Source organism: Lysobacter sp. H21R4 (assembly GCF_015277535.1).
GTDB classification, from domain to species: Bacteria; Pseudomonadota; Gammaproteobacteria; order Xanthomonadales; family Xanthomonadaceae; genus Novilysobacter; species Novilysobacter ciconiae.
In genome coordinates this window covers 1,158,604-1,178,342 of record NZ_CP063772.1, presented here as the reverse complement: position 1 = coordinate 1,178,342, position 19,739 = coordinate 1,158,604, and the positions used below count along the sequence as shown (strand labels likewise).

Annotated in this window: 18 protein-coding genes; 6 read left to right on the top strand and 12 right to left on the bottom strand. The window is 68.5% G+C overall.

Going from position 1 to position 19,739, the window contains the following annotated elements:
• Positions 1 to 3: 3 nt before the first annotated feature.
• From nhaC to mtnC, 5 genes are read left to right on the top strand one after another with little or no spacing between them, the layout of a single operon-like run.
• Positions 4 to 1,488: a Na+/H+ antiporter NhaC gene (nhaC, locus tag INQ40_RS05455; protein ID WP_194342150.1), complete on the top strand. Its 1,485-nt coding sequence runs from the start codon at positions 4 to 6 to the stop codon at positions 1,486 to 1,488.
• Positions 1,489 to 1,514: 26 nt separating this feature from the next.
• Entirely contained in the window at positions 1,515 to 2,867 is a 1,353-nt protein-coding gene (locus INQ40_RS05450) for a sodium-dependent transporter (RefSeq protein ID WP_194342149.1), read from the top strand.
• A 45-nt stretch (positions 2,868 to 2,912) separates the two neighbouring features.
• The gene (locus tag INQ40_RS05445; RefSeq protein ID WP_194342148.1) at positions 2,913 to 3,548 is read left to right on the top strand and encodes a methylthioribulose 1-phosphate dehydratase; all 636 of its coding nucleotides are present in this window, start codon (positions 2,913 to 2,915) and stop codon (positions 3,546 to 3,548) included.
• The gene (locus INQ40_RS05440) at positions 3,545 to 4,102 is read left to right on the top strand and encodes an acireductone dioxygenase (RefSeq protein ID WP_194342147.1); all 558 of its coding nucleotides are present in this window, start codon (positions 3,545 to 3,547) and stop codon (positions 4,100 to 4,102) included. Before INQ40_RS05445 ends, INQ40_RS05440 begins: the two co-directional genes overlap by 4 nt.
• Entirely contained in the window at positions 4,099 to 4,806 is a 708-nt protein-coding gene (mtnC, locus tag INQ40_RS05435) for an acireductone synthase (protein ID WP_194342146.1), read from the top strand. The genes INQ40_RS05440 and mtnC overlap by 4 nt, the downstream gene beginning before the upstream one ends.
• An 18-nt stretch (positions 4,807 to 4,824) precedes the next feature.
• Here mtnC and INQ40_RS05430 read toward each other — a convergent pair whose 3' ends face one another.
• The 10 genes from INQ40_RS05430 to INQ40_RS05385 all read right to left on the bottom strand — a co-directional run bounded on the left by INQ40_RS05430 (position 4,825) and on the right by INQ40_RS05385 (position 14,279).
• Positions 4,825 to 6,507 carry a calcineurin-like phosphoesterase family protein gene (locus tag INQ40_RS05430; RefSeq protein ID WP_194342145.1) on the bottom strand — a complete coding sequence of 561 codons (1,683 nt, stop codon included), beginning with the start codon at positions 6,505 to 6,507 and terminating at the stop codon, positions 4,825 to 4,827.
• Between the two features lie 74 nt (positions 6,508 to 6,581).
• Positions 6,582 to 7,199, bottom strand: a complete 618-nt coding sequence (hisIE, locus tag INQ40_RS05425) for a bifunctional phosphoribosyl-AMP cyclohydrolase/phosphoribosyl-ATP diphosphatase HisIE (RefSeq protein WP_194342144.1) — start codon at positions 7,197 to 7,199, stop codon at positions 6,582 to 6,584.
• On the bottom strand, positions 7,186 to 7,965 hold the full coding sequence (gene hisF, locus INQ40_RS05420) for an imidazole glycerol phosphate synthase subunit HisF (RefSeq protein WP_194342143.1): 780 nt from the start codon (positions 7,963 to 7,965) through the stop codon (positions 7,186 to 7,188). Before hisF ends, hisIE begins: the two co-directional genes overlap by 14 nt.
• Positions 7,959 to 8,756, bottom strand: coding sequence for a 1-(5-phosphoribosyl)-5-[(5-phosphoribosylamino)methylideneamino]imidazole-4-carboxamide isomerase (hisA, locus tag INQ40_RS05415; RefSeq protein ID WP_194342142.1), 798 nt, complete (start codon positions 8,754 to 8,756; stop codon positions 7,959 to 7,961). Before hisA ends, hisF begins: the two co-directional genes overlap by 7 nt.
• Positions 8,757 to 8,833: 77 nt before the next feature.
• A complete protein-coding gene (hisH, locus tag INQ40_RS05410; protein ID WP_194342141.1) occupies positions 8,834 to 9,451 on the bottom strand; it encodes an imidazole glycerol phosphate synthase subunit HisH in 618 nt (205 codons plus the stop codon).
• Positions 9,448 to 10,521 carry a bifunctional histidinol-phosphatase/imidazoleglycerol-phosphate dehydratase HisB gene (gene hisB, locus INQ40_RS05405; protein WP_194035770.1) on the bottom strand — a complete coding sequence of 358 codons (1,074 nt, stop codon included), beginning with the start codon at positions 10,519 to 10,521 and terminating at the stop codon, positions 9,448 to 9,450. Before hisB ends, hisH begins: the two co-directional genes overlap by 4 nt.
• Positions 10,522 to 10,526: 5 nt before the next feature.
• The gene (hisC, locus tag INQ40_RS05400) at positions 10,527 to 11,642 is read right to left on the bottom strand and encodes a histidinol-phosphate transaminase (RefSeq protein ID WP_194342140.1); all 1,116 of its coding nucleotides are present in this window, start codon (positions 11,640 to 11,642) and stop codon (positions 10,527 to 10,529) included.
• Complete coding sequence (gene hisD, locus INQ40_RS05395; RefSeq protein WP_194342139.1) at positions 11,639 to 12,967, bottom strand: histidinol dehydrogenase; 1,329 nt, start codon at positions 12,965 to 12,967, stop codon at positions 11,639 to 11,641. The genes hisC and hisD overlap by 4 nt, the downstream gene beginning before the upstream one ends.
• Positions 12,964 to 13,875: an ATP phosphoribosyltransferase gene (gene hisG, locus INQ40_RS05390; RefSeq protein WP_194342138.1), complete on the bottom strand. Its 912-nt coding sequence runs from the start codon at positions 13,873 to 13,875 to the stop codon at positions 12,964 to 12,966. Before hisG ends, hisD begins: the two co-directional genes overlap by 4 nt.
• Positions 13,876 to 13,955: 80 nt before the next feature.
• Entirely contained in the window at positions 13,956 to 14,279 is a 324-nt protein-coding gene (locus tag INQ40_RS05385; protein ID WP_194342137.1) for a YerC/YecD family TrpR-related protein, read from the bottom strand.
• Positions 14,280 to 14,452: 173 nt separating this feature from the next.
• Between INQ40_RS05385 and INQ40_RS13140 the strand changes: the two genes are divergently transcribed.
• The gene (locus INQ40_RS13140; RefSeq protein ID WP_194342136.1) at positions 14,453 to 16,324 is read left to right on the top strand and encodes a diguanylate cyclase; all 1,872 of its coding nucleotides are present in this window, start codon (positions 14,453 to 14,455) and stop codon (positions 16,322 to 16,324) included.
• A 43-nt stretch (positions 16,325 to 16,367) separates the two neighbouring features.
• Here INQ40_RS13140 and INQ40_RS05375 read toward each other — a convergent pair whose 3' ends face one another.
• Positions 16,368 to 18,254, bottom strand: coding sequence for an aromatic amino acid lyase (locus INQ40_RS05375; RefSeq protein WP_194342135.1), 1,887 nt, complete (start codon positions 18,252 to 18,254; stop codon positions 16,368 to 16,370).
• Entirely contained in the window at positions 18,251 to 19,633 is a 1,383-nt protein-coding gene (gene hisS, locus INQ40_RS05370) for a histidine--tRNA ligase (protein ID WP_194342134.1), read from the bottom strand. Before hisS ends, INQ40_RS05375 begins: the two co-directional genes overlap by 4 nt.
• Positions 19,634 to 19,739: the final 106 nt, after the last annotated feature.

The window sequence follows — 19,739 nt, the reverse complement described above, 5'->3', positions numbered from 1 at the left end:
AGCATGACGAAAACCGCGGTTCGAACGCCTTCACTGTTCCAGGCAGTGCTGCCCCTGATTTTCCTGGTGGTTTCACTGGCGACCGGCGTCTACCTGTTTTCCGACAATGCCTCCTCGGGTGCCAACCAGGTCTCGCTGATGCTGGCCGGCGCGGTCGCGGCGATCATCGGCATCCGCAACGGACTGAAGTGGGACGACATCCAGGAAGGGATGGTCCACGGCATCTCGCTGGCGATCGGGCCGATCTTCATCCTGCTGGCGGTGGGCGCGCTGATCGGCACCTGGATCCTCAGCGGCACCGTTCCGACGATGATCGTCTACGGCCTCAAGCTGCTCCATCCGTCCTACTTCTATCCCGCCGCGTGCCTGATCTGCGCGATCGTCGGGCTGGTGATCGGCAGCTCGTGGACCGTCGCCGGCACCCTGGGCGTGGCGCTGATCGGTGTCGCGCAAGGCCTGGACATGTCACCGGCGGTGACCGCGGGCGCGGTGATCTCGGGCGGCTATTTCGGCGACAAGATCTCGCCGCTGTCGGACACGACCAATATCGCCCCGGCGGCGGCCGGCAGCGAGCTGTTCCCGCACATCCGCCACATGCTGTGGACCACGGTGCCGAGCATCGCCATCGCCCTGATCCTGTTCACCGTGATCGGTCTGGGCGAGGCGCGCGAGCTGGTGCCGGGGCAGGCCTTCGGCGACCTGCCGCAGGTGCTCGGTGAGCAATTCTCGCTGGGCCTGCACCTGTTGATCCCGATGGTGGTTGTGTTCGCGCTGGCCGTCACCGGTTTTCCGGCCTATCCCTCGATCCTGATCGGCGCTCTGCTGGGCGGCGTGTTCGCGGTTATCTTCCAGCCCGACGTGGTGCTGCAGCTGGCCGACAACGAGTCCCTGTCGCGGCCGATGGCGCTGCTCGCGGGCGCCTGGACGGCGATGTTCGACGGCTACCACGGCCAGACCGGCGTCGGTCCGGTGGATGATCTGCTCAGCCGCGGCGGCATGATCAGCATGCTCAACACGATCTGGCTGATCATCTGCGCGATGGGTTTTGGCGCGGTGATGGAACGCGCCGGTCTGCTGGAGCGGATGATCCGCAGCGTGCTCAAGGCCGCCCGGTCCGCCGGCTCGCTGATCGCCGCCACCCTGGCCACCGCCATCGGCGCGAATATCGTCGCCGCCGACCAGTACATGGCGATCGTGCTCACCGGCCGGCTGTTCGCGCCCGAGTACAAGCGCCGCGGCCTGGCGCCGGTCAACCTGTCGCGCGCGCTGGAGGACGGTGGCACGATCACCTCCCCGCTGGTGCCGTGGAACACCTGCGGCGCCTACATGGCCGCCACCCTGGGCGTGGCGACCATGGACTACCTGCCTTACGCCTTCTTCAACCTCGTCGGCCCGCTGGTGGCCGTCGTATCCGCCTACGCCGGCTTCAAGATCCTGATGTTGCCGCGTGCCGCAGGCGCAGCGCCCGCACCTGCGCCGGCCGCCTGAAAACCCCCAACCTAGGTATTGCTTGAATGGAAAAGACCTCGATCCACGGCATGTGGTCCTCGCGAACCGCGTTCATCCTCGCGGCTACCGGCTCCGCCGTCGGTCTGGGAAACATCTGGCGCTTCCCGTACCTGGCCTCCGACAACGGCGGCGGTGCGTTCGTGCTGGTGTATTTGATGTGCATCGCCCTGGTCGGCCTGCCGATCCTGATCGCGGAGATCCTGATCGGCCGCCACGGCCGGCGCAGCCCGATCACCACGCTGGTCGCGCTGACCCGGGAAACCGGCGCGGCCAAGGGCTGGATCAGCATCGGCTGGATCGGCATCGTCGCCGGCATCCTGATCCTGAGCTTCTACAGCGTGGTGGGCGGCTGGACGCTGCACTACAGCTGGCTGTACCTGAAACAGGCGTTCGGCGGGGCCCACATCACCGACCCGGCGGCGACCTTCGGCGACCTGTTGGCGCATCCGTGGGAGCTGGCCGGCTGGCATGCGGTGTTCATGGCCCTGACGGTCGGCGTGGTCGGCCTGGGCGTGGAGAAGGGCCTGGAGCGCGCGGTGCGCTTCCTGATGCCGGCGCTGCTGCTCACCCTGCTGGCGCTGGTCGCCTACGGCGCGACCACCGGCCACCTTGGCAAGGCGGCCAGCTTCCTGTTCCAGCCCGATTTCTCCAAGGTCAACGCCGGCATGATGATGGCGGCGATGGGCCAGGCCTTCTTCTCGCTGAGCCTGGGCATGTGCACGATGATGACCTACGGCGCCTACCTGCCCAAGGACATCTCGATCCCCAAGACAGGCGCCATCGTCGCCCTGGCCGACACTGCGATCGCCCTGCTCGCCGGCCTGGCGATCTTCCCGATCGTTATCGCCTTCGGCATCGACCCGCACGGCGGCGGCCCGGGGCTGATCTTCACCTCGTTGCCGCTGGCCTTTGACGTGATGACCGGCGGTGTCGTCTACGGACTGATGTTCTTCGGCCTGCTGTTCGTGGCTGCGTGGACTTCGTCCATCTCGCTGCTGGAGCCGGCAACGGCGTTCCTGGTCGAGCGCCGCGGGGTTGCACGCAAGCGCGGCTCGCTGATGGTCGCCGCGCTTTGCTGGGTGATCGGCCTGGTCACCGTGTTCTCCTTCAACATCTGGGCCCACGTGCGCCTGCTCGACCGCGACCTGATGGGCCTGATCGAGCTGGTGGCCAACGACATCATGCTGCCGCTGGGCGGCCTGCTGATCGCGCTGTTCACCGGCTGGGCGCTGAAGGAGACCGTGCTGCGCGAGCAGCTTGCCGGCATGTCGCCGGCCGTGTTCACCACGTGGCGCTGGGTGGTGCGTATCGTGGCGCCGCTGCTGGTGCTGATGGTGCTGCTCAACGTGGTGCTATAGGGAGCGGCGGGCACCGCGAGTGCCGGCATCCGATAAACTGGCGTCATGAATGCACTTCCCTATGACGCCCGGCTGCTGCATGCGCGCGCCGCCGAACTGGCCCGCAACGTGTGCGAGATCGCGGCGGCGGGCTGGACCCCGGCGACCAGCAGCAACTTCTCCCAGCGTCTGGATGACCGGCACGTTGCCATTACCGTGTCGGGCGGCGACAAGGGCCGGCTGACCGCCGACGGCACCATGGTGGTCGACCTGGAGGGCAACGCGGTCGCCACGGAGCGCCGCTCCTCTGCCGAGACCCTGCTGCATACCCGCCTGTACCGGCGCTTCGCCGAGGTCGGTTGCGTGCTGCATACGCACTCGCAGAACCAGACTGTCGCCTCACGCCTGTACGCGCCGGCCGGCAAGGTGAGGCTGGAAGGCTACGAGATGCTCAAGGCGTTCCACGGCAACACCACCCACGACACCGCGATCGAGCTGCCCGTGCTGCCCAACAGCCAGCACATGCCCACCCTGGCCGATCAGGTCGATGCGTTGCTGGACCGCCAGCCCATGTGGGGCTACCTGATCGACGGCCACGGCCTGTATGCCTGGGGGCGCGACATGGCCGAGGCGCGCCGCCACCTGGAGGCGTTTGATTTCCTGCTGGGATGCGAACTGGAACTGAGGAAGCTGCAACCATGAGCCGCCTGCGTATTTTCACCGACCGCGACCCTGCGAACGCGGTGTCATCCACCAGCGACCACGCGGAGATTGCGCGCGAGCTGGCGGCCATCGGGGTGAGCTTCGAGCGTTGGGAAACCAGCGACAAGGTCAGCGGCGGCGATGCTCCCGAGAAGATCCTCGCCGCCTACAGGACCGACATCGACCGGCTCGTCGCCGAACACGGCTTCCAGAGCGTCGATGTCGCCAGTGTCGGCCCCGACAACCCCAAGCGCGCGGATATCCGCAAAACCTTCCTCGAGGAGCACTTCCACAAGGAAGACGAGGTGCGCTTCTTCGTCGCCGGCTCGGGGCTGTTTACCCTGCACGTGGATGACAGGGTGTACGAGGTGCTGTGCGAACAGGGCGACCTGATCTCCGTGCCCGACGGCACGCCGCACTGGTTCGACATGGGCGCAGAGCCGGACTTCGTCGCCATCCGCTTCTTCAAGCAGCCCGACGGCTGGATCGGCCATTTCACCGGCACCGACATCGCTGGCCGCTTTCCGCGTCACGAAGGGAGTCCGGCGAAGTGACCACGTCAAACCGGGTGATCCTCACCGATATCGAGGGCACGACCAGCAGCATCTCCTTCGTCAAGGACGTGTTGTTTCCGTTTGCCCGCCGCGCCCTGCCCGCCTTCGTCAAGGTCCGTGGGCACGAGCCGGCGGTGCGCAAGTGGCTGGACCTGGTCGCCACCGAACTGGGCGGCATGTGCCAGGACGCGATGATTGCCGAGGTCATGCAGGGCTGGATCGACGAGGACCGCAAGCACACGGCGCTCAAGGCCCTGCAGGGGATGATCTGGGCCGACGGTTACCGCAACGGCGACTTCACCGCGCACATCTACCCGGATGCGGCGCAGGCGCTGCAGCGCTGGCATGCCGACGGCGTTCCGCTGTATGTCTTCTCGTCGGGCAGCGTGCCGGCGCAGCGGCTGTTTTTCGGCCATAGCGATGCCGGTGACCTCACCGGGCTGTTCTCCGGCTGGTTCGATACCGAGGTCGGCGAGAAACGCGATTTCCGCAGCTATGACCGCATCGCCTCCGAGATCGACGTCCCGGCGGCGCGCGTGGTGTTCCTGTCCGACGTGGTCGCCGAGCTGGACGCCGCGCGCACCGCGGGCATGGACACGGTCCTGATTGACCGCCGCGAGGACTATCCGGAGGCGCGCGACGCCGACGCGGCCAACGGCCATCGCCGGCTGGAATCCTTCGAGGGCATCGATCCGGCCGTTTGAGCCGCGCCGCCTGGCGCCTTATTCGCTCGCGTCCTGCAACCGGTAGGTCGTGTGCGCCGTCTGTTCGCCGAGCCAGCGATCGGTCGTCCGTACCTCGACCCGGTGCTCGCCGGTCGGCAGGTCGGTGGGCAGCGCGCCGCGCCAGAGGTGGCGGCTCGGCTTGGCTTCGGGTGAGCGGTCGAAGCCGCGCAGCATGGCCGCCTCGTCGTCGCGAACGTTCTCGACCAGCACGCGGGGATCGGCCTGCAAAACCTTGCGCATCGGCTTCCATTCACCGTCGCCCGCGCGGTACTCGACCTGGCTGTCGTCCATGCCCATGAACACGTTGGCGTACACGCCCCAGGCCGGATAGGCGCCGCGCCGCAAAACGCGCGGTGCGTGCAGCGCCATGGCCTGGGTGAATCCGGCCTGGTTCGCCGGCAGGCGCGCCGGATGCCAGCTCAGGGCGTAGTCGCCGGACGCGCCGATCTTCAGCCGCGCATACCCGTTGGGCGTGCCGTCGGCCATCATCGAGTCGGGGATGCCCGCCTCGTCCTTGACCCCGGACCAGAACGCGCCACAGGCCGCGCCGACGTTGTACTCATGCAGCGGAGTCGGGCCGTTCCAGCCCTCGGCGGCGCCGTGATGGAAGTGCTGCTGGACGTGGGTGTGGCCACTGAGCAGCAGCACCTTGTCGAAGCGCTGCAGCATCTGGAACAGGCGCTGCCGGTCGGCGGCGCGGAAGGTCTCCGCACCGGTCGCGGCCGCGGTGTTGAAGAACGGGATGTGGGCGCCCACCACCAGCCGGGTATCCGTGGCCAGCGTGGGCAGGTAGGCCTCGAGGAAGGTGAACTGGTCCTCGCGCAGGCCACCGACGTAGCCGGCGCCGGGCAGATGGATGACGTCGTCCAGCAGGACGATCGCCGTACCCTGCTCCTCCCACGCCACGGTGTCCGGGCCGAAATGCCGGCGGAAGGTCAGCGTCGAGTCGGCATCGGAGGCAGCGTCCAGATCCATGTCGTGATTGCCCGGCGCGTGCAGCCAGGGCACGCCCAGTGTCGCGGTGCGGGCGTTGATTGTCGGGTACAGCGAGAGATCGTCATCGACGATGTCGCCCAGGCTCAGTCCCAGTTGCGCGGGGGCGTCCTTGCGGATCGTGTCAAGGATGTCGCGGTCGTAGTAGTCGACGTCGACCAGCGATTTCACCTGCGGGTCGGCCATCAGCAGCACCTGCAGATCGCCCGCCGGCGCCGGGCTGGGCTGCAGGGCCACGTCCATGCTCAGGCGCATGTCGGCGGGTATGCCGCCGTACTGGAGCTCGGGCGAGCCGGCGGGAAAGTAGTGCTGCCAGAACGCCGGCAGCCCGTCGGCGCGGGTGGCGAAGGCGTAGTCCGCGGGCTTCACCGCGAACACCGTGTCGCCCGGGCGGACGGCGATCCGGTAGCTGCCTTCGGCGGCGCTGCGGACGATGTCGCGGCCGTTGGAGAGCTTGACCCCGGCCACGCCCGCCTCATCGGGGTCGCGCTGGCCGTTGCCATTGGTGTCGGCGTAGACCACGCCGGTGAAGTCCGCGCTTTGCTGCGCGACGGCCGGGGCCTGCGCGGAAGCCAGCAGCGGCGCGCAGACCAGCGCTGCGGCCAGACCCAGCGCCGCGAATGTCGGCCGGATCAGCAGCACACGGCGGTGAGGTGGACGAGCCGAGGGATGGAGGGATGCGCGCATGCGGGCCGTTCCGTTGCAAAGACAGGATCGAAGCCTAGCAGCGCCGAACGCCAGGCGAGCCCCCGAAGCCGCCCTCAACCGGCGCGGGCGGCGCGGTGGCGCTCGCGCATCACGGCAATCGCGGCGTCCAGCGAAAGCCCGCGCGCGCGCAGCAGCACCATCAGATGGAAGATCAGGTCGGCCGCCTCACCCGACAGCGCCTCGTCATCCTCGGCCACGGCGGCCAGGGCCGTCTCCACGCCCTCCTCGCCGACCTTCTGCGCGATGCGACGGATGCCGCTTTCGAACAGGCTGGTCGTATAGCTTCCGGCGGGCCGCTCGAGCTCGCGCTGGCGAACGACATCATCGAGCTCGGCCAGCAGGTTGCCCGGCGCGTCGGGGAAGCAACTGGCGCGGTCCAGGTGGCAGGTGGGTCCCTGCGGCCGCGCCAGTACCAGCAGGGTGTCGTCGTCGCAGTCCGCCTGCAGCGAGACCAGGTTGAGGAAATTGCCGGAAGTCTCGCCCTTGGTCCAGGCCTGCTGCCGGCTGCGGCTGTAGAAGCTGACCTGGCCGATCTCGCAAGTGGTCTGCAGCGCCGCGCGGTCCATGTAGCCGAGCATCAGCACCCGCAGGGTATCCGCGTCCTGCACGATGGCGGGCAGCAGACCGGTGGCGGGATCCCAGGCGAGCGAGTCGGGATCAGGAAACGGCATGACGCACCTCGATGCCCTGCGCGCGCAGGTACTGCTTGAGTTCGGGAATGGCGATGGCGCCGGAATGGAAGACGCTGGCGGCAAGCGCGCCGTCGACGTCGACGCGGCGGAACAGGTCGAGGAAGTGCCGGGAAGTCCCCGCCCCTCCGGACGCAATCAGCGGCACCGCGCAGACCTCACGCACGCGCTGCAACTGTTCAATGTCGTAACCCTCGCGCACGCCGTCGCTGCCCATGCAGTTGAGCACGATCTCACCCGCGCCCAGCTCCTGCACCTGCGCGACCCACTCCAGGGTGGTCTTCGCCAGCGCCCGGGTGCGCTGCACGTCGCCGGTGAACTGGCGCACGCGCCACTGGCCGTCCTCATCGCGCAGGCTGTCCACGCCCACGACCACGCATTGGACGCCGAACGCGTCGGCCAGCTCGGCCACCAGTGCCGGCCGTTGCAGCGCCGGCGTGTTGATCGAGATCTTGTCGGCGCCGGCGTGCAGCACGTCGCGGGCGTCCGCCACGCTGCGGATGCCGCCCGCGACGCAGAACGGGATGTCGATGACGCGCGCTATCCGCTCGACCCAGCCCTTGTCCACGTGGCGGCCCTGCGGGCTGGCGGTGATGTCGTAGAACACCAGCTCATCGGCGCCGGCGTCGCGGTAACGCATGGCCAGCTCGACGATGTCGCCGACATCGACGTGGTCGCGGAAGCGCACGCCCTTGACCACGCGGCCGTCGGCGACGTCCAGGCAGGGGATGATCCGCCGGCTCAGCATGGACGCTCTTCGGCCAGCGCCGACGCCAGGTCCAGTCGACCGTCCAGCAGCGCCTTGCCCAGGATCGCGCCGCTGCAGCCCGCGTCGCGCACCGCAGCGATGTCGGCGGTGTCGCGCACGCCGCCGGAGGCCTGCAACTGCATGTCCGGTGCCAGCGATAGCAGGTGGCGATAGAAATCCAGGTTGGGGCCGGCCATCATCCCGTCGCGGGCGATGTCGGTGCACAGCAGGTGGCGTAGGCCTTCGCCGGCGTAGCGCGCCAGCAGGAGTTCCAGCGAGACATCGCTGGCGCGGGTCCAGCCGGCGGTCGGCAATTGCCAGCGCCCGTCTTCGTCCCGGCGTGCGTCCAGCGCGACGGTGATGCGCTCGGGGCCGAAACGGTGGATCCAGCCGATCACCTGGTCCGGCTCGCGCACCGCCAGCGAGCCGACGACGACACGGTCCGCACCGGCCTCCAGGATCGCCTCGACATCGGACTCGGTGCGGACGCCACCGCCGGTCTGGATTTGCAAGTTCGTCGTCTGCTTCAGTTCGCGCAACAGCGGTTGCAGGGTGTACCCGCCCGCACGCGCTGCATCGAGATCGACCAGATGCAGCCAGGACGCGGCCGCATCGGAATAACGCGTGGCAACGATGGCCGGCTGGTCGGGGTAGCGGGTTTCGCGGTCGTAATCGCCCTGCTGCAGACGGACCACGCGGCCGTCGCGCACGTCGATGGCCGGATAGACGACAAAGGCGTCCGGGGTGGGCCGGGCCACTGCGACGACAGGATGCGGTTCGGGCGAAGGCATGCAATCAACTCCGGGAATCATGGGTGTGGGACATCGTGAGACGAAGCGGCCATGGACAAATGGGCGCGCGCGCCCGCTCACGTAGTGATCGTCAGGAAGTTGGCGAGCAGTCGCATGCCCACCGTTGACGAGCGCTCGGGATGGAACTGCGCCCCGTAGCGGTTGCCGCTGCGCACCACCGCGGAGAACGTGCTGCCGTGTTCGCACGTCGCCAGCGTCCGCCCGTCGACCGGCGCGGCGTAGCTGTGGACGAAATACACGTGCGTGCCGTCCGCGATGCCTTCCAGCAGCGGATCATCCTGGGAAAACTGCAGGGTATTCCAGCCCATGTGCGGCACCCGGATGGCGGGACCGCCGACGGTGGCAGGCGATGCGGCCAGTTTCCGCACCGTGCCCGGAATCAGCCCGAGACACTCGACATCGCCCTCCTCCGAGCCCTCGTACAGCAACTGCATCCCCAGGCAGATGCCCAGCAGCGGCTGGGTCAGTCCGCGCAATACGCCGACCAGATCGCGCTCGCGCAATCGGGCCATGCCGGACGCCGCCGCGCCGACGCCGGGCAGGATCACCCTGTCCGCAGCGGCAATCTCCGCCGGGTCACGGCTGACCCGGACGTCCGCGCCGAGGCGCTCGAGCGCGTAGCGCACCGATCCCAGGTTGGCACCGCCCGCATCGACCAGAATCGTTGCGCTCACAGTGTTCCCTTGGTGCTCGGCAGTTCCCGGCCTTCGCGCCGGATCGCCTGGCGCAGGGTGCGCGCGACCGCCTTGAACCCCGCCTCGACCTTGTGGTGGTCGTTGTCGCCGTGGACCGACAGGTTGAGGTTGATCCGTCCGCCTTCGCACAGGGATCGGAAGAAATGCGGCACCAGTTCGGTCGGCATGTCGCCGATCATCTCGCGCTGGAACTCGCCGTCGAACACGAAATAGGGCCGACCCGAGAAATCCAGCGCGGCGCTGGCCAGCGTCTCGTCCATCGGCAGGGTGAATCCGTAGCGGCCTATGCCGCGCTTGTCGCCCAAGGCCTCACGCAGCGCCTGGCCCAGCGCCAGCGCGCTGTCCTCGATGGTGTGGTGCTCGTCCACGTGCAGATCACCCTCGCACTCCAGCTGCAGCGCGAAACCGCCGTGCTTGCCGATCTGCTCGAGCATGTGGTCGAAGAACCCCAGGCCGGTCGAGACCTGCGGCTCGGCGACGCGGTCCAGGTCAACCTCGACGCGGACGCGGGTCTCGCGGGTGTCGCGGGTGACCACCGCGCGGCGTGGCGCATCGGCCAGCTCATGGGCGATGCCGGGCCAGTCCCACTCACCGCCGAACCGCTCGGTACGCAGCTGGAACCCGCGGATGCCCATGTTGTGGGCGAAGCCGTTGTCGGTTTCGCGGTCGCCGACCATCGCCGAGCGCTTCCAGTCGATCCCGCGGTCCTTCAGCAGGTGCAGGGCGAGGCCGATCCCCGGCTTGCGCGTGGGCGCGTTGTCGGCCGGCCAACTGGTGTCGATCAGCACCTCGCGGAAGGTGATGCCCTGGCTCTCCAGGATCTGCATCATCAGCTGCTGCGGACCGTCGAACGCCTCCTGCGGGAATGCGTCGGTGCCCAGGCCGTCCTGGTTGGTCACCATCACGAACTCATAGCCGGCGTCGCGCAACTTCAGCATCGCCGGCACGACGTCGCGGACGAAACGCAGCTTGCACAGGCTGTCGAGCTGAAAATCATGCGGCTCCTCGATCAGGGTGCCGTCACGGTCCACGAACAGGATCGGGGTCAGGCCACTCATTGCGTGCGCTCCAGGGCGTTGATGGCGTCGATGACGCGGTTGTTCTGGTCGCGGGTACCGACGGTGATCCGCAGCGCATCCCCAAGTCCGCTGGCGGCGCGTTGATCGCGGACGACAATGCCGGCGGCAAGCAGGCGCGCCATCGCCGCGTCGGGCTCGTGGAACCGCACCAGCAGGAAGTTGGCCTGCGACGGATAGACCCGCCGGACGGCTGCGCTGTCGGTCAGCACCGCGTGGAGGCGCTCGCGCTCGGCGAGGACCTGGGCGACGCCGGCATCGGTGCGCGCGATCGCCTCGGCCGTCAGCGACCGGCAGGCAAAATCGATGCACGGCGTTGGCAAGGGATACGGCGCCTGGCAGCGCCGGAGCACCGCGATCAGGCCGGCATCGGCGATCACGCTGCCGATCCGCGCGCCAGCCAGTGCGTGCGCCTTGGACAGCGTCCGCAGCACGGCGATATTGGGTTGACGGTCGATCAGGGACGCCGCCGAGGCGACCTCGCTGAATTCCCCGTAGGCCTCGTCGACCACGACCAGTGCGCGGTCCTCCAACGCAAGCGCCAGCGCCTCAATGCGGTCCAGCGGCAGCGCAGAGCCGGTCGGATTGCCCGGCGAGCAGAGGAAGACAATCTTGACCGGAGCCGCGGTTGCCGCACGCTCGATCGCCGCGAAATCGGCTTCGAACCCAATCGGGAGATCCGACGCTTCGTTGTCCAGCAGCGGAACCTCGATCACCGCGGTGCCGTGCAAGCGCGCACTCACGGCGTACATCCCGAAGGTCGGCGGGGTGACCAGCACCGCGTCGGCGCCGGGCCGGCACAGCGCGCGGACCAGCAGGTCGATGGCCTCATCACTGCCGCGCCCGACCAGCAGGCGGTCGGCGTCGCACCCGTACAGCCCGGCCAGCAGCTTGCGCAGGGCGGCCGGTTGCGGCTCGGGATAGCGACGCAGCGCGCCATCGGCATCGGCGGCATTGGGCGACGGGGATTCGTTGGCGTTGAGCCAGATGTCCCCGTCCAACGCAGCGGTCCTGGCCGACGCGTAACCGGCAAATCCGGCGAGGTCCCGGCGCAGCAGTCGCATCGGGTCGGCTTTCACGGCGGACGCGCTCATGCCGCATCCAAGCGGCGCGAGACGGCCAGGCGGTGGGCATCGAGCCCCTCCGCGCTGGCCAGTTCCACCGCGCACGGGCCAATCGCGCGCAGGCCCTGCCGATCCACTTCCTGCACCGTGATCGCCAGCTGGAAGCTGGCGACGTTGAGCCCACCGACGAACCGGGCCGCGCCGCTGGTCGGCAGCACGTGGTTAGTGCCGCTGCAGTAATCGCCAAGCGCCTCGGGTGCCCAGTCGCCTAGAAACACCGAGCCCGCAACGCTCACCAAAGGCAGCCAGCGGCGGGCGTCGCGCAGGGCGAGGATCAGGTGCTCAGGCGCGTACTCGTTGCTGATCGCGAAAGCGTCTTCCAACGTCGCCACCTGGATCATCCGCGCCGACTGCAGTGCCCGGCGCGCGGTCTCGACCCGTGGCAGTTCCGGCAACTGCGACTCGATCTGCGCGACTACGCGGTCGATCAGACTGCCGTCATCGCTGATCAGGATCACCTGCGAATCCGGGCCGTGCTCGGCCTGGGACAACAGGTCGGCGGCGACGAATTCCGGGTTCGCGCCGGCATCGGCGATGACCAGCACCTCCGACGGTCCTGCCGGCATGTCGATGCCGACGCCACGCTCCAGCTGCGCGACCTGGCGCTTGGCCTCGGTTACATACGCATTGCCCGGACCGAACAGCTTGTCGCACGCCGGCACGCTCGCGGTTCCCAGCGCCATGGCGGCGATGGCCTGCACGCCGCCGAGCTTGAACACCCGGTCGATGCCGCAGCTCGCCGCCGCTACCAGCACGGCCGGAGCGACGCTGCCGTCGGCCCGTGGCGGCGTGCACAGCACGACATCGCGGCAACCGGCCAGCCGCGCCGGAATGCCCAGCATCAGCGCGGTCGAGGGCAGCGGCGCGGAGCCCGCCGGCACGTACAGTCCGACCCGCTGGATCGGCCGCAGCATCCGCTCGCAGCGCACGCCCGGCGCGGTATCCACGGCATACGGCCGGGTCATGCCGGCGGCGTGGAACTGCTCGATCCGGGCCGCTGCCTCGACGATGGCATTGCGCAGGGCCGGCGCGATTTCCGCTTGGGCCATTGCAAATTCTTCCGCGGACACCGCGAGGGTGTTGATGTCGACGCCGTCAAAACGGGCAGTCAGCGCTCGAAGTGCCGCGTCGCCACCGACGCGGACTTCCTCGATCAACGCCGTCACCGCGGCTGCCGTTTTCGCGCCATCGGCCTGCGCCGGCCGCCGCAGCGCGTTCGCGCGCGCCCTCGGGTCCAGCGCGTCCCACGGGAGACGGTTCTGCGGCCCGATCGCCGCGATGGATGCGCGGCTCATGCCAGCATTCCTTCTACCGGCAACACCATCAGGCCCATGGCGCCGGCGCGCTTGAGGTCCTCCAGCCGCTGCCAGGTCAGGTGGCCGTGGCACAGGGCCTGCAACGCCAAACGATCCGCGCCGTCGACCTGCATGACGGTGGGCGCCTCGGCATCGGGCAGCAGCGGCAGCAACTCGGGCAGGCTTTCACGCGTGGCCTGGAAAAGCAGCAGCTTGCTGTTGCGGATCCGCAGCGCGCCGTCCAGGCGGCGCAGCAGCAGTTCCACCAGCTCGCCGCGCGCGGCATCCAGATCCTGCATCGGACCGGCGAGCACCGCTTCGCTCTGAAACAGCGTCACCACCGCCTTCAACTGGTTGGCCGCCAAGGTCGCTCCGCTGGAAACCAGATCGCAGATGGCGTCCGCCTGCCCGAGCCGCGGCGCGATCTCGACCGAGCCGGACAGCAGCACCACCTCGGCCTGGACGCCCTCACACGCGAGCCATTCGGACAGCAGCGCCGGATAGCTGGTCGCGATGCGCTTGCCCGACAGCTGCGCCGGAGACTCCCACGCCTCGCCTTCGGGGATCGCCAGCGCCAGGTGGCAGTCGCCAAAACCCAGCGCGCGCCATTCCCTGAATGCCGGCGCGGCCCCGGAGGCGCGCCGCGCGCCGTCCTGCTCGGCCATCACGTTTCGCCCGACGATGCCCAGGTCGCAGACGCCGTCGGCGATCAGGCCGGGAATGTCGTCATCTCGGACCAGAAGCAGGTCCACCGGCAGCGATTCGCCGTAACAGAACAGGCGGTCGCGGCTTTCCCGCCAGCTCATGCCGCAGGAGGCAAGCAAGGCACGCGCGGGCTCGGCAAGGCGGCCATTTTTCTGGATGGCGATACGCAGGCGGTCGCGGCCGGCGGGAACGGGTGGGCTCATGGGGTTATCCGGAAACGTGGGGCGAAGCGGGAGGCGGACGGTGCGGCGTGAAACCGATGGACGGCGATGCCGCCATCGGGTCAGGTGTCGCCTGGATGCAGCTCCGGATGGCTGTGGCGGATCGCCGCGGCGTAACCCCCGGCGCCGTGGTCAATGGTCCGGGCGACCCGGCCGACGGTGGTAACGCTCACCTGGGTGCGCGAGTGGATCTCGCGGTAGGGAACGCCCTCCAGCAGCAGCGGGACGACCCGCCATCGATCGGTCATCGCTTCCAGTTCGGCCGGCGTGCACAGGTCGAGCAGGAACGCGCGGACATCGTCCCTGCCCTGCAGGCACGCCAAGGCCTCGGCAAGCGCGTCGAGCGCATCGTTGGCGTTGTCGGGTTGGCTGGCCAGTCGCTTCATGGATCTCGTAATAGCGTAATAATGTAATAACGTGCTGGTACGTTAGTGCACGCTTCCTGTTCCGTCAAGACGATTGCGAGGGTACGATTCTCCCGGGGGCCACAAAACGGGGGATACGACCCGCGTGCGGGTCGGCGAACGGGCGTTCGCAGCGGCGTTGACGGGGATAACCGATGAGTGGCAGGAAGCTGTCCGGGTGGCGCGGCGTGCTGGCGTGGCTGGCACTGGCGAGCGTGTCCGTGGCGCTGCAGGCGCATCCCGTCGATTCGGATGTGGTCACCGGGCGTCCGGCGCTGCATCTCGACATCCACACCTCGCGCCTTGAACTGACCCCTTACGTGAGCGTCTACCACGACCCGGGCGGGCAGGACGATCTTGCGGCGGTTCGCGAAAGGCTCGCGTCGGGAGGCTTCTCGCCACTGCCCGACAACAAGACCGCGTTCGGTTTCCAGCCGGGCGCCTTCTGGTTCCACGCCCGCCTCGTCAACGCGAACCTGCGCGAGCCGCGCTGGCTGCTGGTGCAGAAATACGCGCTGAGCGACTACATCGAAGTGCACACCCTGCACGCGGACGGCCACGTCGATACCCATACCGGTGGGGACGCCCTGCCCTTCGAGGCCCGCAGCATCCGCTACCGCTTGCCGAACTTCTGGATCAACGTGCCCCCTGGCCCGCCGGTCGACCTGCTGGTGCGCATCAGCAGCCAGAGTTCCATGCAGGTGCCGCTGTGGTTGTACACCCCGGGCGCGTTCGCCGAGGTGTCGCGCGATGCCCAGTTCGGCATCGGCCTGTACTACGGCATCCTGCTGGCACTGTTTGTTTACAACCTGGTGCTGTGGCTCCGGCTGCGCGACCCCAGCTATTTCTGGTACCTGCTGCATATCTCGGCGTTCGGGCTGGTGCTGTTCACGCTCAACGGCCTGGGGTTTGAATACCTGTGGCCCAAATCGCCTTGGCTCGCCGACAAGGCGGTGCCGCTGTCGATCTGTCTGGCCCAGGTGGGCATGCAGCAGTTCGCCCGCTATTTCCTCGAGTTGCGCCAGCGCTGGCGCCTCGGCGACCTGGTCGGGCTGGCGATGATTGCCTTCTTCGTCGCCTGGGGACTCGCCTCGGTCTGGCTGCCTTACCGTATCGCCACGCCGGTGGCCTCGGCGGCGGTGTTTGTCAGCATCGCCTGGATCGCCATTGAATCGATCGTGGTGACCGCACGCGGCTACAAGCCGGCGCGGATCTTCCTGCTGGCCTGGGGATTGTTCCTGGCCGGTACCGGGATGTTCGCCGCGCTGGCGTTTGGCGTCCTGCCGAAAACCTTCCTCACCGAGTACGGCGTGCAGATCGGCTCGGCGACGGAGATGCTGCTGCTGTCCATCGCGCTCAGTTACCGCTACTCGGCGCTGCGGCAGGAGAACGAGCGCATCATCCGCGCCGGCCGCGAGGAACTGGCCCAGGAGGTCGAGCAGCGCACCTCGGAGCTGCGCCTGGCCCTGGACCAGCTCGGGCAGGCGCATGCGCGATTGCGGGAATCCAGCCAGCGCGACGGCCTGACCGGCCTGCACACGCGCGCGCATTTCATGGAGCGATTCCAGCAACTGATGGTCGAGGCCTACCGCGCGGAGCAGCCGCTGTCAGTGCTGATGATCGACCTGGACCACTTCAAGGACATCAACGACCAGCATGGGCACCTCGTCGGTGACGAGTGTCTGCGCTTCAGCGCGCATTTGCTGGGCCAGATCCTGCGCCGCTACAACGCCGTGGTGGCCCGGTTCGGGGGCGAGGAGTTCGTGGTGGGCCTGCCCGGCAAGGACGGCGCGCAGGCGCTGCAGGTCGCCGAGGAACTGCGTCGCAGCCTGGACGAGTCGGCCTGCGACGTCGCCGGCATCCAGATCCGCCTGACGGCGAGCATCGGGGTTCACGAGTTGCAGGTCGACGGCGGCTCACAGGTCGCCAACGCCCTGCAGCAGGCCGATGAGGCGCTGTACCGGGCGAAGGCGGACGGACGCAACTGCGTGCGCTGGGGCGGCGGCCTGCCAACGCACGCGACGTGACGCCGGCGACGTAAGCCCGTCAGCTGCTCAGCTGCTCAGCCGCTCAGTTGCCGCGCGCTGCTGCCAGCACGTCGCCGTCCACGACCAGTTGCACCGCGGCGGCGACATCGCGATCCAGGGCGCGGTCGCGCTCCAGGAACGGGATCCGCGCCCGGATCGCGGCATGCGCGGCGGCCACCGCGTCGCCCGGATGGAAGGCCTCCGCCTCCGCCAGCTCGGCGCGCAGGGCATCCACCTCGGCCAGGAATGCCGCATGGTCTTCGGCATTGCGCGGGGCGCCCTGGATTTTCGCCGCCAGGGCTTCCACGTCGCCCTGCCGGGCCAGCTCGCGGGCGGCGTTGATCATGTCGGTGCGCAGGTCCAGCGCCTGGGCGGCGGTGTACAACTCCAGGCCCAGCACCTTGCCCAGGTCATCGGCCATTGCCAGCACGTGGCGCGCCTCGTTGGCGCCCATGGATACGTGGTCCTCGGCATTGGCGCTGGTGGGGATGGAATACACCGAGGCCGGCATCGCGCGGCTGGTGAGGTCGTTGACGATCGCCGCGGCGGTGTACTGCACGATCATGAAGCCCGACTCGGTGGCGTCCTCGTTGCCGATCAGGAAGGCCGGCAGGCCGTCGTTGGTGGCGGGATCGACCAGCTTGTTGAGGCGGCGCTCGGAGATGCTCGCCAGCACCGGGATGGCGGCCTTGACGTAGCTCATCGCCAGCGCCAGCGGCATACCGTGGAAGTGGCCGGCGGAAATCACCTGCTGCTCGACGTGCTCGGCATCGGCGTCGGGGAAGATGATCGGGTTGTCGGTCAGCGCATTGAGCTCGATGTCCAGCACGCGGGCGGCCTGGGCGACCGCGTCGCGGACCGCGCCGTGCACCTGCGGGATGCAACGCAGCGAGTAGCTGTCCTGCGGCTGGTGCTTCTTGCCGCCCTTGAACGGACGAAAGCGGGTGTAGAACTTCTCGCGCCCGTGGCGCTGGTCCAGCGGAACCCAGTTCCAGCCGATGTCGAATCGCAGCGCCTGCGCCTCCGGCGTGTCCCAGCTCTGCGCCGTCCACGGCTTGAACGTCGGGACCAGGTGATAGGGAATATCCGACAGGGTGGAACCTTCCAGCAGCTTGCGCAGGTGCGCAGCGACTTCGACCTGACCGGGATGCGGCCGCAACTCGTGGACCTTCCCGGCAAACGCGCCCAACCGGCCGGCGAAGGCATCAATGGTCATCGCCGCGGCGAGGTCGGCCGTGTCGAGCAGGTCCTCCAGTCTGGACAGCGCCAGCACGCCGCAGGCGAGCATCTGCGCGGTGCCGTTGTTCAGTGCCAGCCCTTCCTTGTACGACAGCGTGACCGGCGCCAGGCCCGCGCGTTCCAGCGCGTCGGCGCCGCTGATGCGCTCGCCCTGATAGAACGCCTCGCCACCGCCCAGCAGCACGATGGCGAGATGCGACAACGGCGCGAGGTCGCCCGAGGCACCGACGGAACCCAGCTGCGGCACTACCGGCACGATGCCTGCGTTGAGCATCGCCACCAGCGCCTGCAGGGTCTCCACCCGGACGCCGGAGTGACCACGCATCAGCGTGTTGATGCGGATGCACAGCATCGCGCGCACCACGTCGGCCGGGAACGGTTCGCCCACGCAGACGGCGTGGGTGACGATCAGGTTGCGCTGCAGTTCCGCGTGCAGGCTCTCGCCGGTCGGCTCCTCGCCGGGCAGCGCCTCGCGCACGCGACGCGCACCCAGCAGGCGGTCGGCGTTGCTGCCAAAGCCGGTGGAAACGCCGTAAATGGGCTCCTCGCGGCGCACCTGCTCGGCGAGGAAATCGGCGGCGCGGGCGACGGCGGGCAACTGCTCGGCAGCGAGCTCGACGTGCGCGCCATGGGCAACCGCGACCAGCCCGCCCCGCGTCAGCGAGCGCCCGTCAAGACGGACCGGCTTCATCGCTGCACCTCCGGCTGGGCCAACTCGACCCGCAGCGCGCGCGCCAGCTCGCCCCGCTCGACCTCGAACTGATCGGCGCGGCGCAGGTCCTTCACTGTCACCGTGCCCTTGGCCATCTCGTCCTCGCCCAGCACGACCACGAAGCGGATGCCGGCGCGGTCTGCGTACTTGAACTGGCGGGCAAGCTTGGACGCCTCCATCACCACCTCGGTATTGATGCCGGCATGGCGCAGGTCGTTGGCGATCGCCAGGCTGTCCGGCAGCGACCCGCTGTCCATCTGCGTCACCAGCACCTGCACCGAGCTGGCGGCGGTCTCCACCAGGCCGGCCTCGCGCAGCTGCCAGAACAGCCGGGTCAGACCGATGGAAATGCCGACACCCGGCAGTTTCGACTTGGTGTAGTGGCTGGCGAGATCCTCGTAGCGACCGCCGGAACAGATCGAACCGATCTGGGGGTAGTCGTCCAGCGTGGTCTCGTAAACGGTGCCCGTGTAGTAATCCAGCCCGCGCGCGATGGAGAAGTTGAGCGCGTAGTCGGACTCGGGAACGCCCATCGCCCGGACCAGCGCCAGCACCTCACGCAGCTCGGTGATGCCCTCACGCAGGGCCTCGTTGCCCTCGCCCAGCGCATCCAGCTGCGCCAGCGCGTCCGCGTGCGAGCTCGAGCGGACCTGGACGAAGGTCAGGATGCTGTCGACGGCCGCTGCAGGCAGGCCGAAGTCCAGACCTGTCAGCGTCTCCCGCACATAGTCGGGACCGCGCTTGTCGATCTTGTCGACCTCGCGCAGCACCCGCGCCTGCAGCTCGCCATCCGCGACGCCCTGGGCCTCGAAGAAGCCACGCAGCAACTTGCGGTTGTTGAGCTGGATGGTGAACTTGCCGATCGCCAGCTCGGAAAACACCGCGTGGATGACGGCCGGGATCTCGGCGTCGTAGCGCACCGACAGCGCATCCTTGCCAATCACGTCGATATCGCACTGGTAAAACTCGCGGAACCGCCCGCGCTGCGCGCGCTCGCCGCGATACACCCGCTGCATCTGGTAACGACGGAACGGGAACGTCAAATCGTGCTCGTGCTCGGCGACATAACGCGCCAGCGGCACCGTCAGGTCGAAACGCAGCGCCAGCTCCGGAACGCCCTCCCCGCCCGCGGCAGCCTTCTCGAGCGCGCCGGTGGACTGGACGAAATAGACCTGGCGCTCGGTCTCGCCCCCGGACTTGGTCAGCAGCACGTCCGACAGCTCCATGACCGGAGTCTCCACCGGCAGGAAGCCGAAGCGCTCATAGTTGCGGCGGATGACGTCGAGCATGCGCTGGAAGGCAATCTGGTCACGGGGCAGCAGCTCCATGATCCCGGGAGGCGTACGCGGCTTGATCAAGCAGGACTCCAGTGACAGAACGTCGCAATAGATGACGCACAGTTTAGCGGCCCCGCCCCCTCCATGCCGGCCCGGGCGCGGCGCCCAGGCCCTTGCGCAGTCCGGT

What these genes read in the sequence shown, in the direction of transcription:
- nhaC (WP_194342150.1), top strand. Translation starts at nt 4, where the DNA reads ATGACGAAAACCGCGGTTCGAACGCCTTCACTGTTCCAGGCAGTGCTG.
- INQ40_RS05450 (WP_194342149.1), top strand. Translation starts at nt 1,515, where the DNA reads ATGGAAAAGACCTCGATCCACGGCATGTGGTCCTCGCGAACCGCGTTC.
- INQ40_RS05445 (WP_194342148.1), top strand. Translation starts at nt 2,913, where the DNA reads ATGAATGCACTTCCCTATGACGCCCGGCTGCTGCATGCGCGCGCCGCC.
- INQ40_RS05440 (WP_194342147.1), top strand. Translation starts at nt 3,545, where the DNA reads ATGAGCCGCCTGCGTATTTTCACCGACCGCGACCCTGCGAACGCGGTG.
- INQ40_RS05430 (WP_194342145.1), bottom strand. Translation starts at nt 6,507, where the DNA reads ATGCGCGCATCCCTCCATCCCTCGGCTCGTCCACCTCACCGCCGTGTG.
- hisIE (WP_194342144.1), bottom strand. Translation starts at nt 7,199, where the DNA reads ATGCCGTTTCCTGATCCCGACTCGCTCGCCTGGGATCCCGCCACCGGT.
- hisF (WP_194342143.1), bottom strand. Translation starts at nt 7,965, where the DNA reads ATGCTGAGCCGGCGGATCATCCCCTGCCTGGACGTCGCCGACGGCCGC.
- hisA (WP_194342142.1), bottom strand. Translation starts at nt 8,756, where the DNA reads ATGCCTTCGCCCGAACCGCATCCTGTCGTCGCAGTGGCCCGGCCCACC.
- hisC (WP_194342140.1), bottom strand. Translation starts at nt 11,642, where the DNA reads ATGAGCGCGTCCGCCGTGAAAGCCGACCCGATGCGACTGCTGCGCCGG.
- hisD (WP_194342139.1), bottom strand. Translation starts at nt 12,967, where the DNA reads ATGAGCCGCGCATCCATCGCGGCGATCGGGCCGCAGAACCGTCTCCCG.
- hisG (WP_194342138.1), bottom strand. Translation starts at nt 13,875, where the DNA reads ATGAGCCCACCCGTTCCCGCCGGCCGCGACCGCCTGCGTATCGCCATC.
- INQ40_RS05385 (WP_194342137.1), bottom strand. Translation starts at nt 14,279, where the DNA reads ATGAAGCGACTGGCCAGCCAACCCGACAACGCCAACGATGCGCTCGAC.
- INQ40_RS13140 (WP_194342136.1), top strand. Translation starts at nt 14,453, where the DNA reads ATGAGTGGCAGGAAGCTGTCCGGGTGGCGCGGCGTGCTGGCGTGGCTG.
- INQ40_RS05375 (WP_194342135.1), bottom strand. Translation starts at nt 18,254, where the DNA reads ATGAAGCCGGTCCGTCTTGACGGGCGCTCGCTGACGCGGGGCGGGCTG.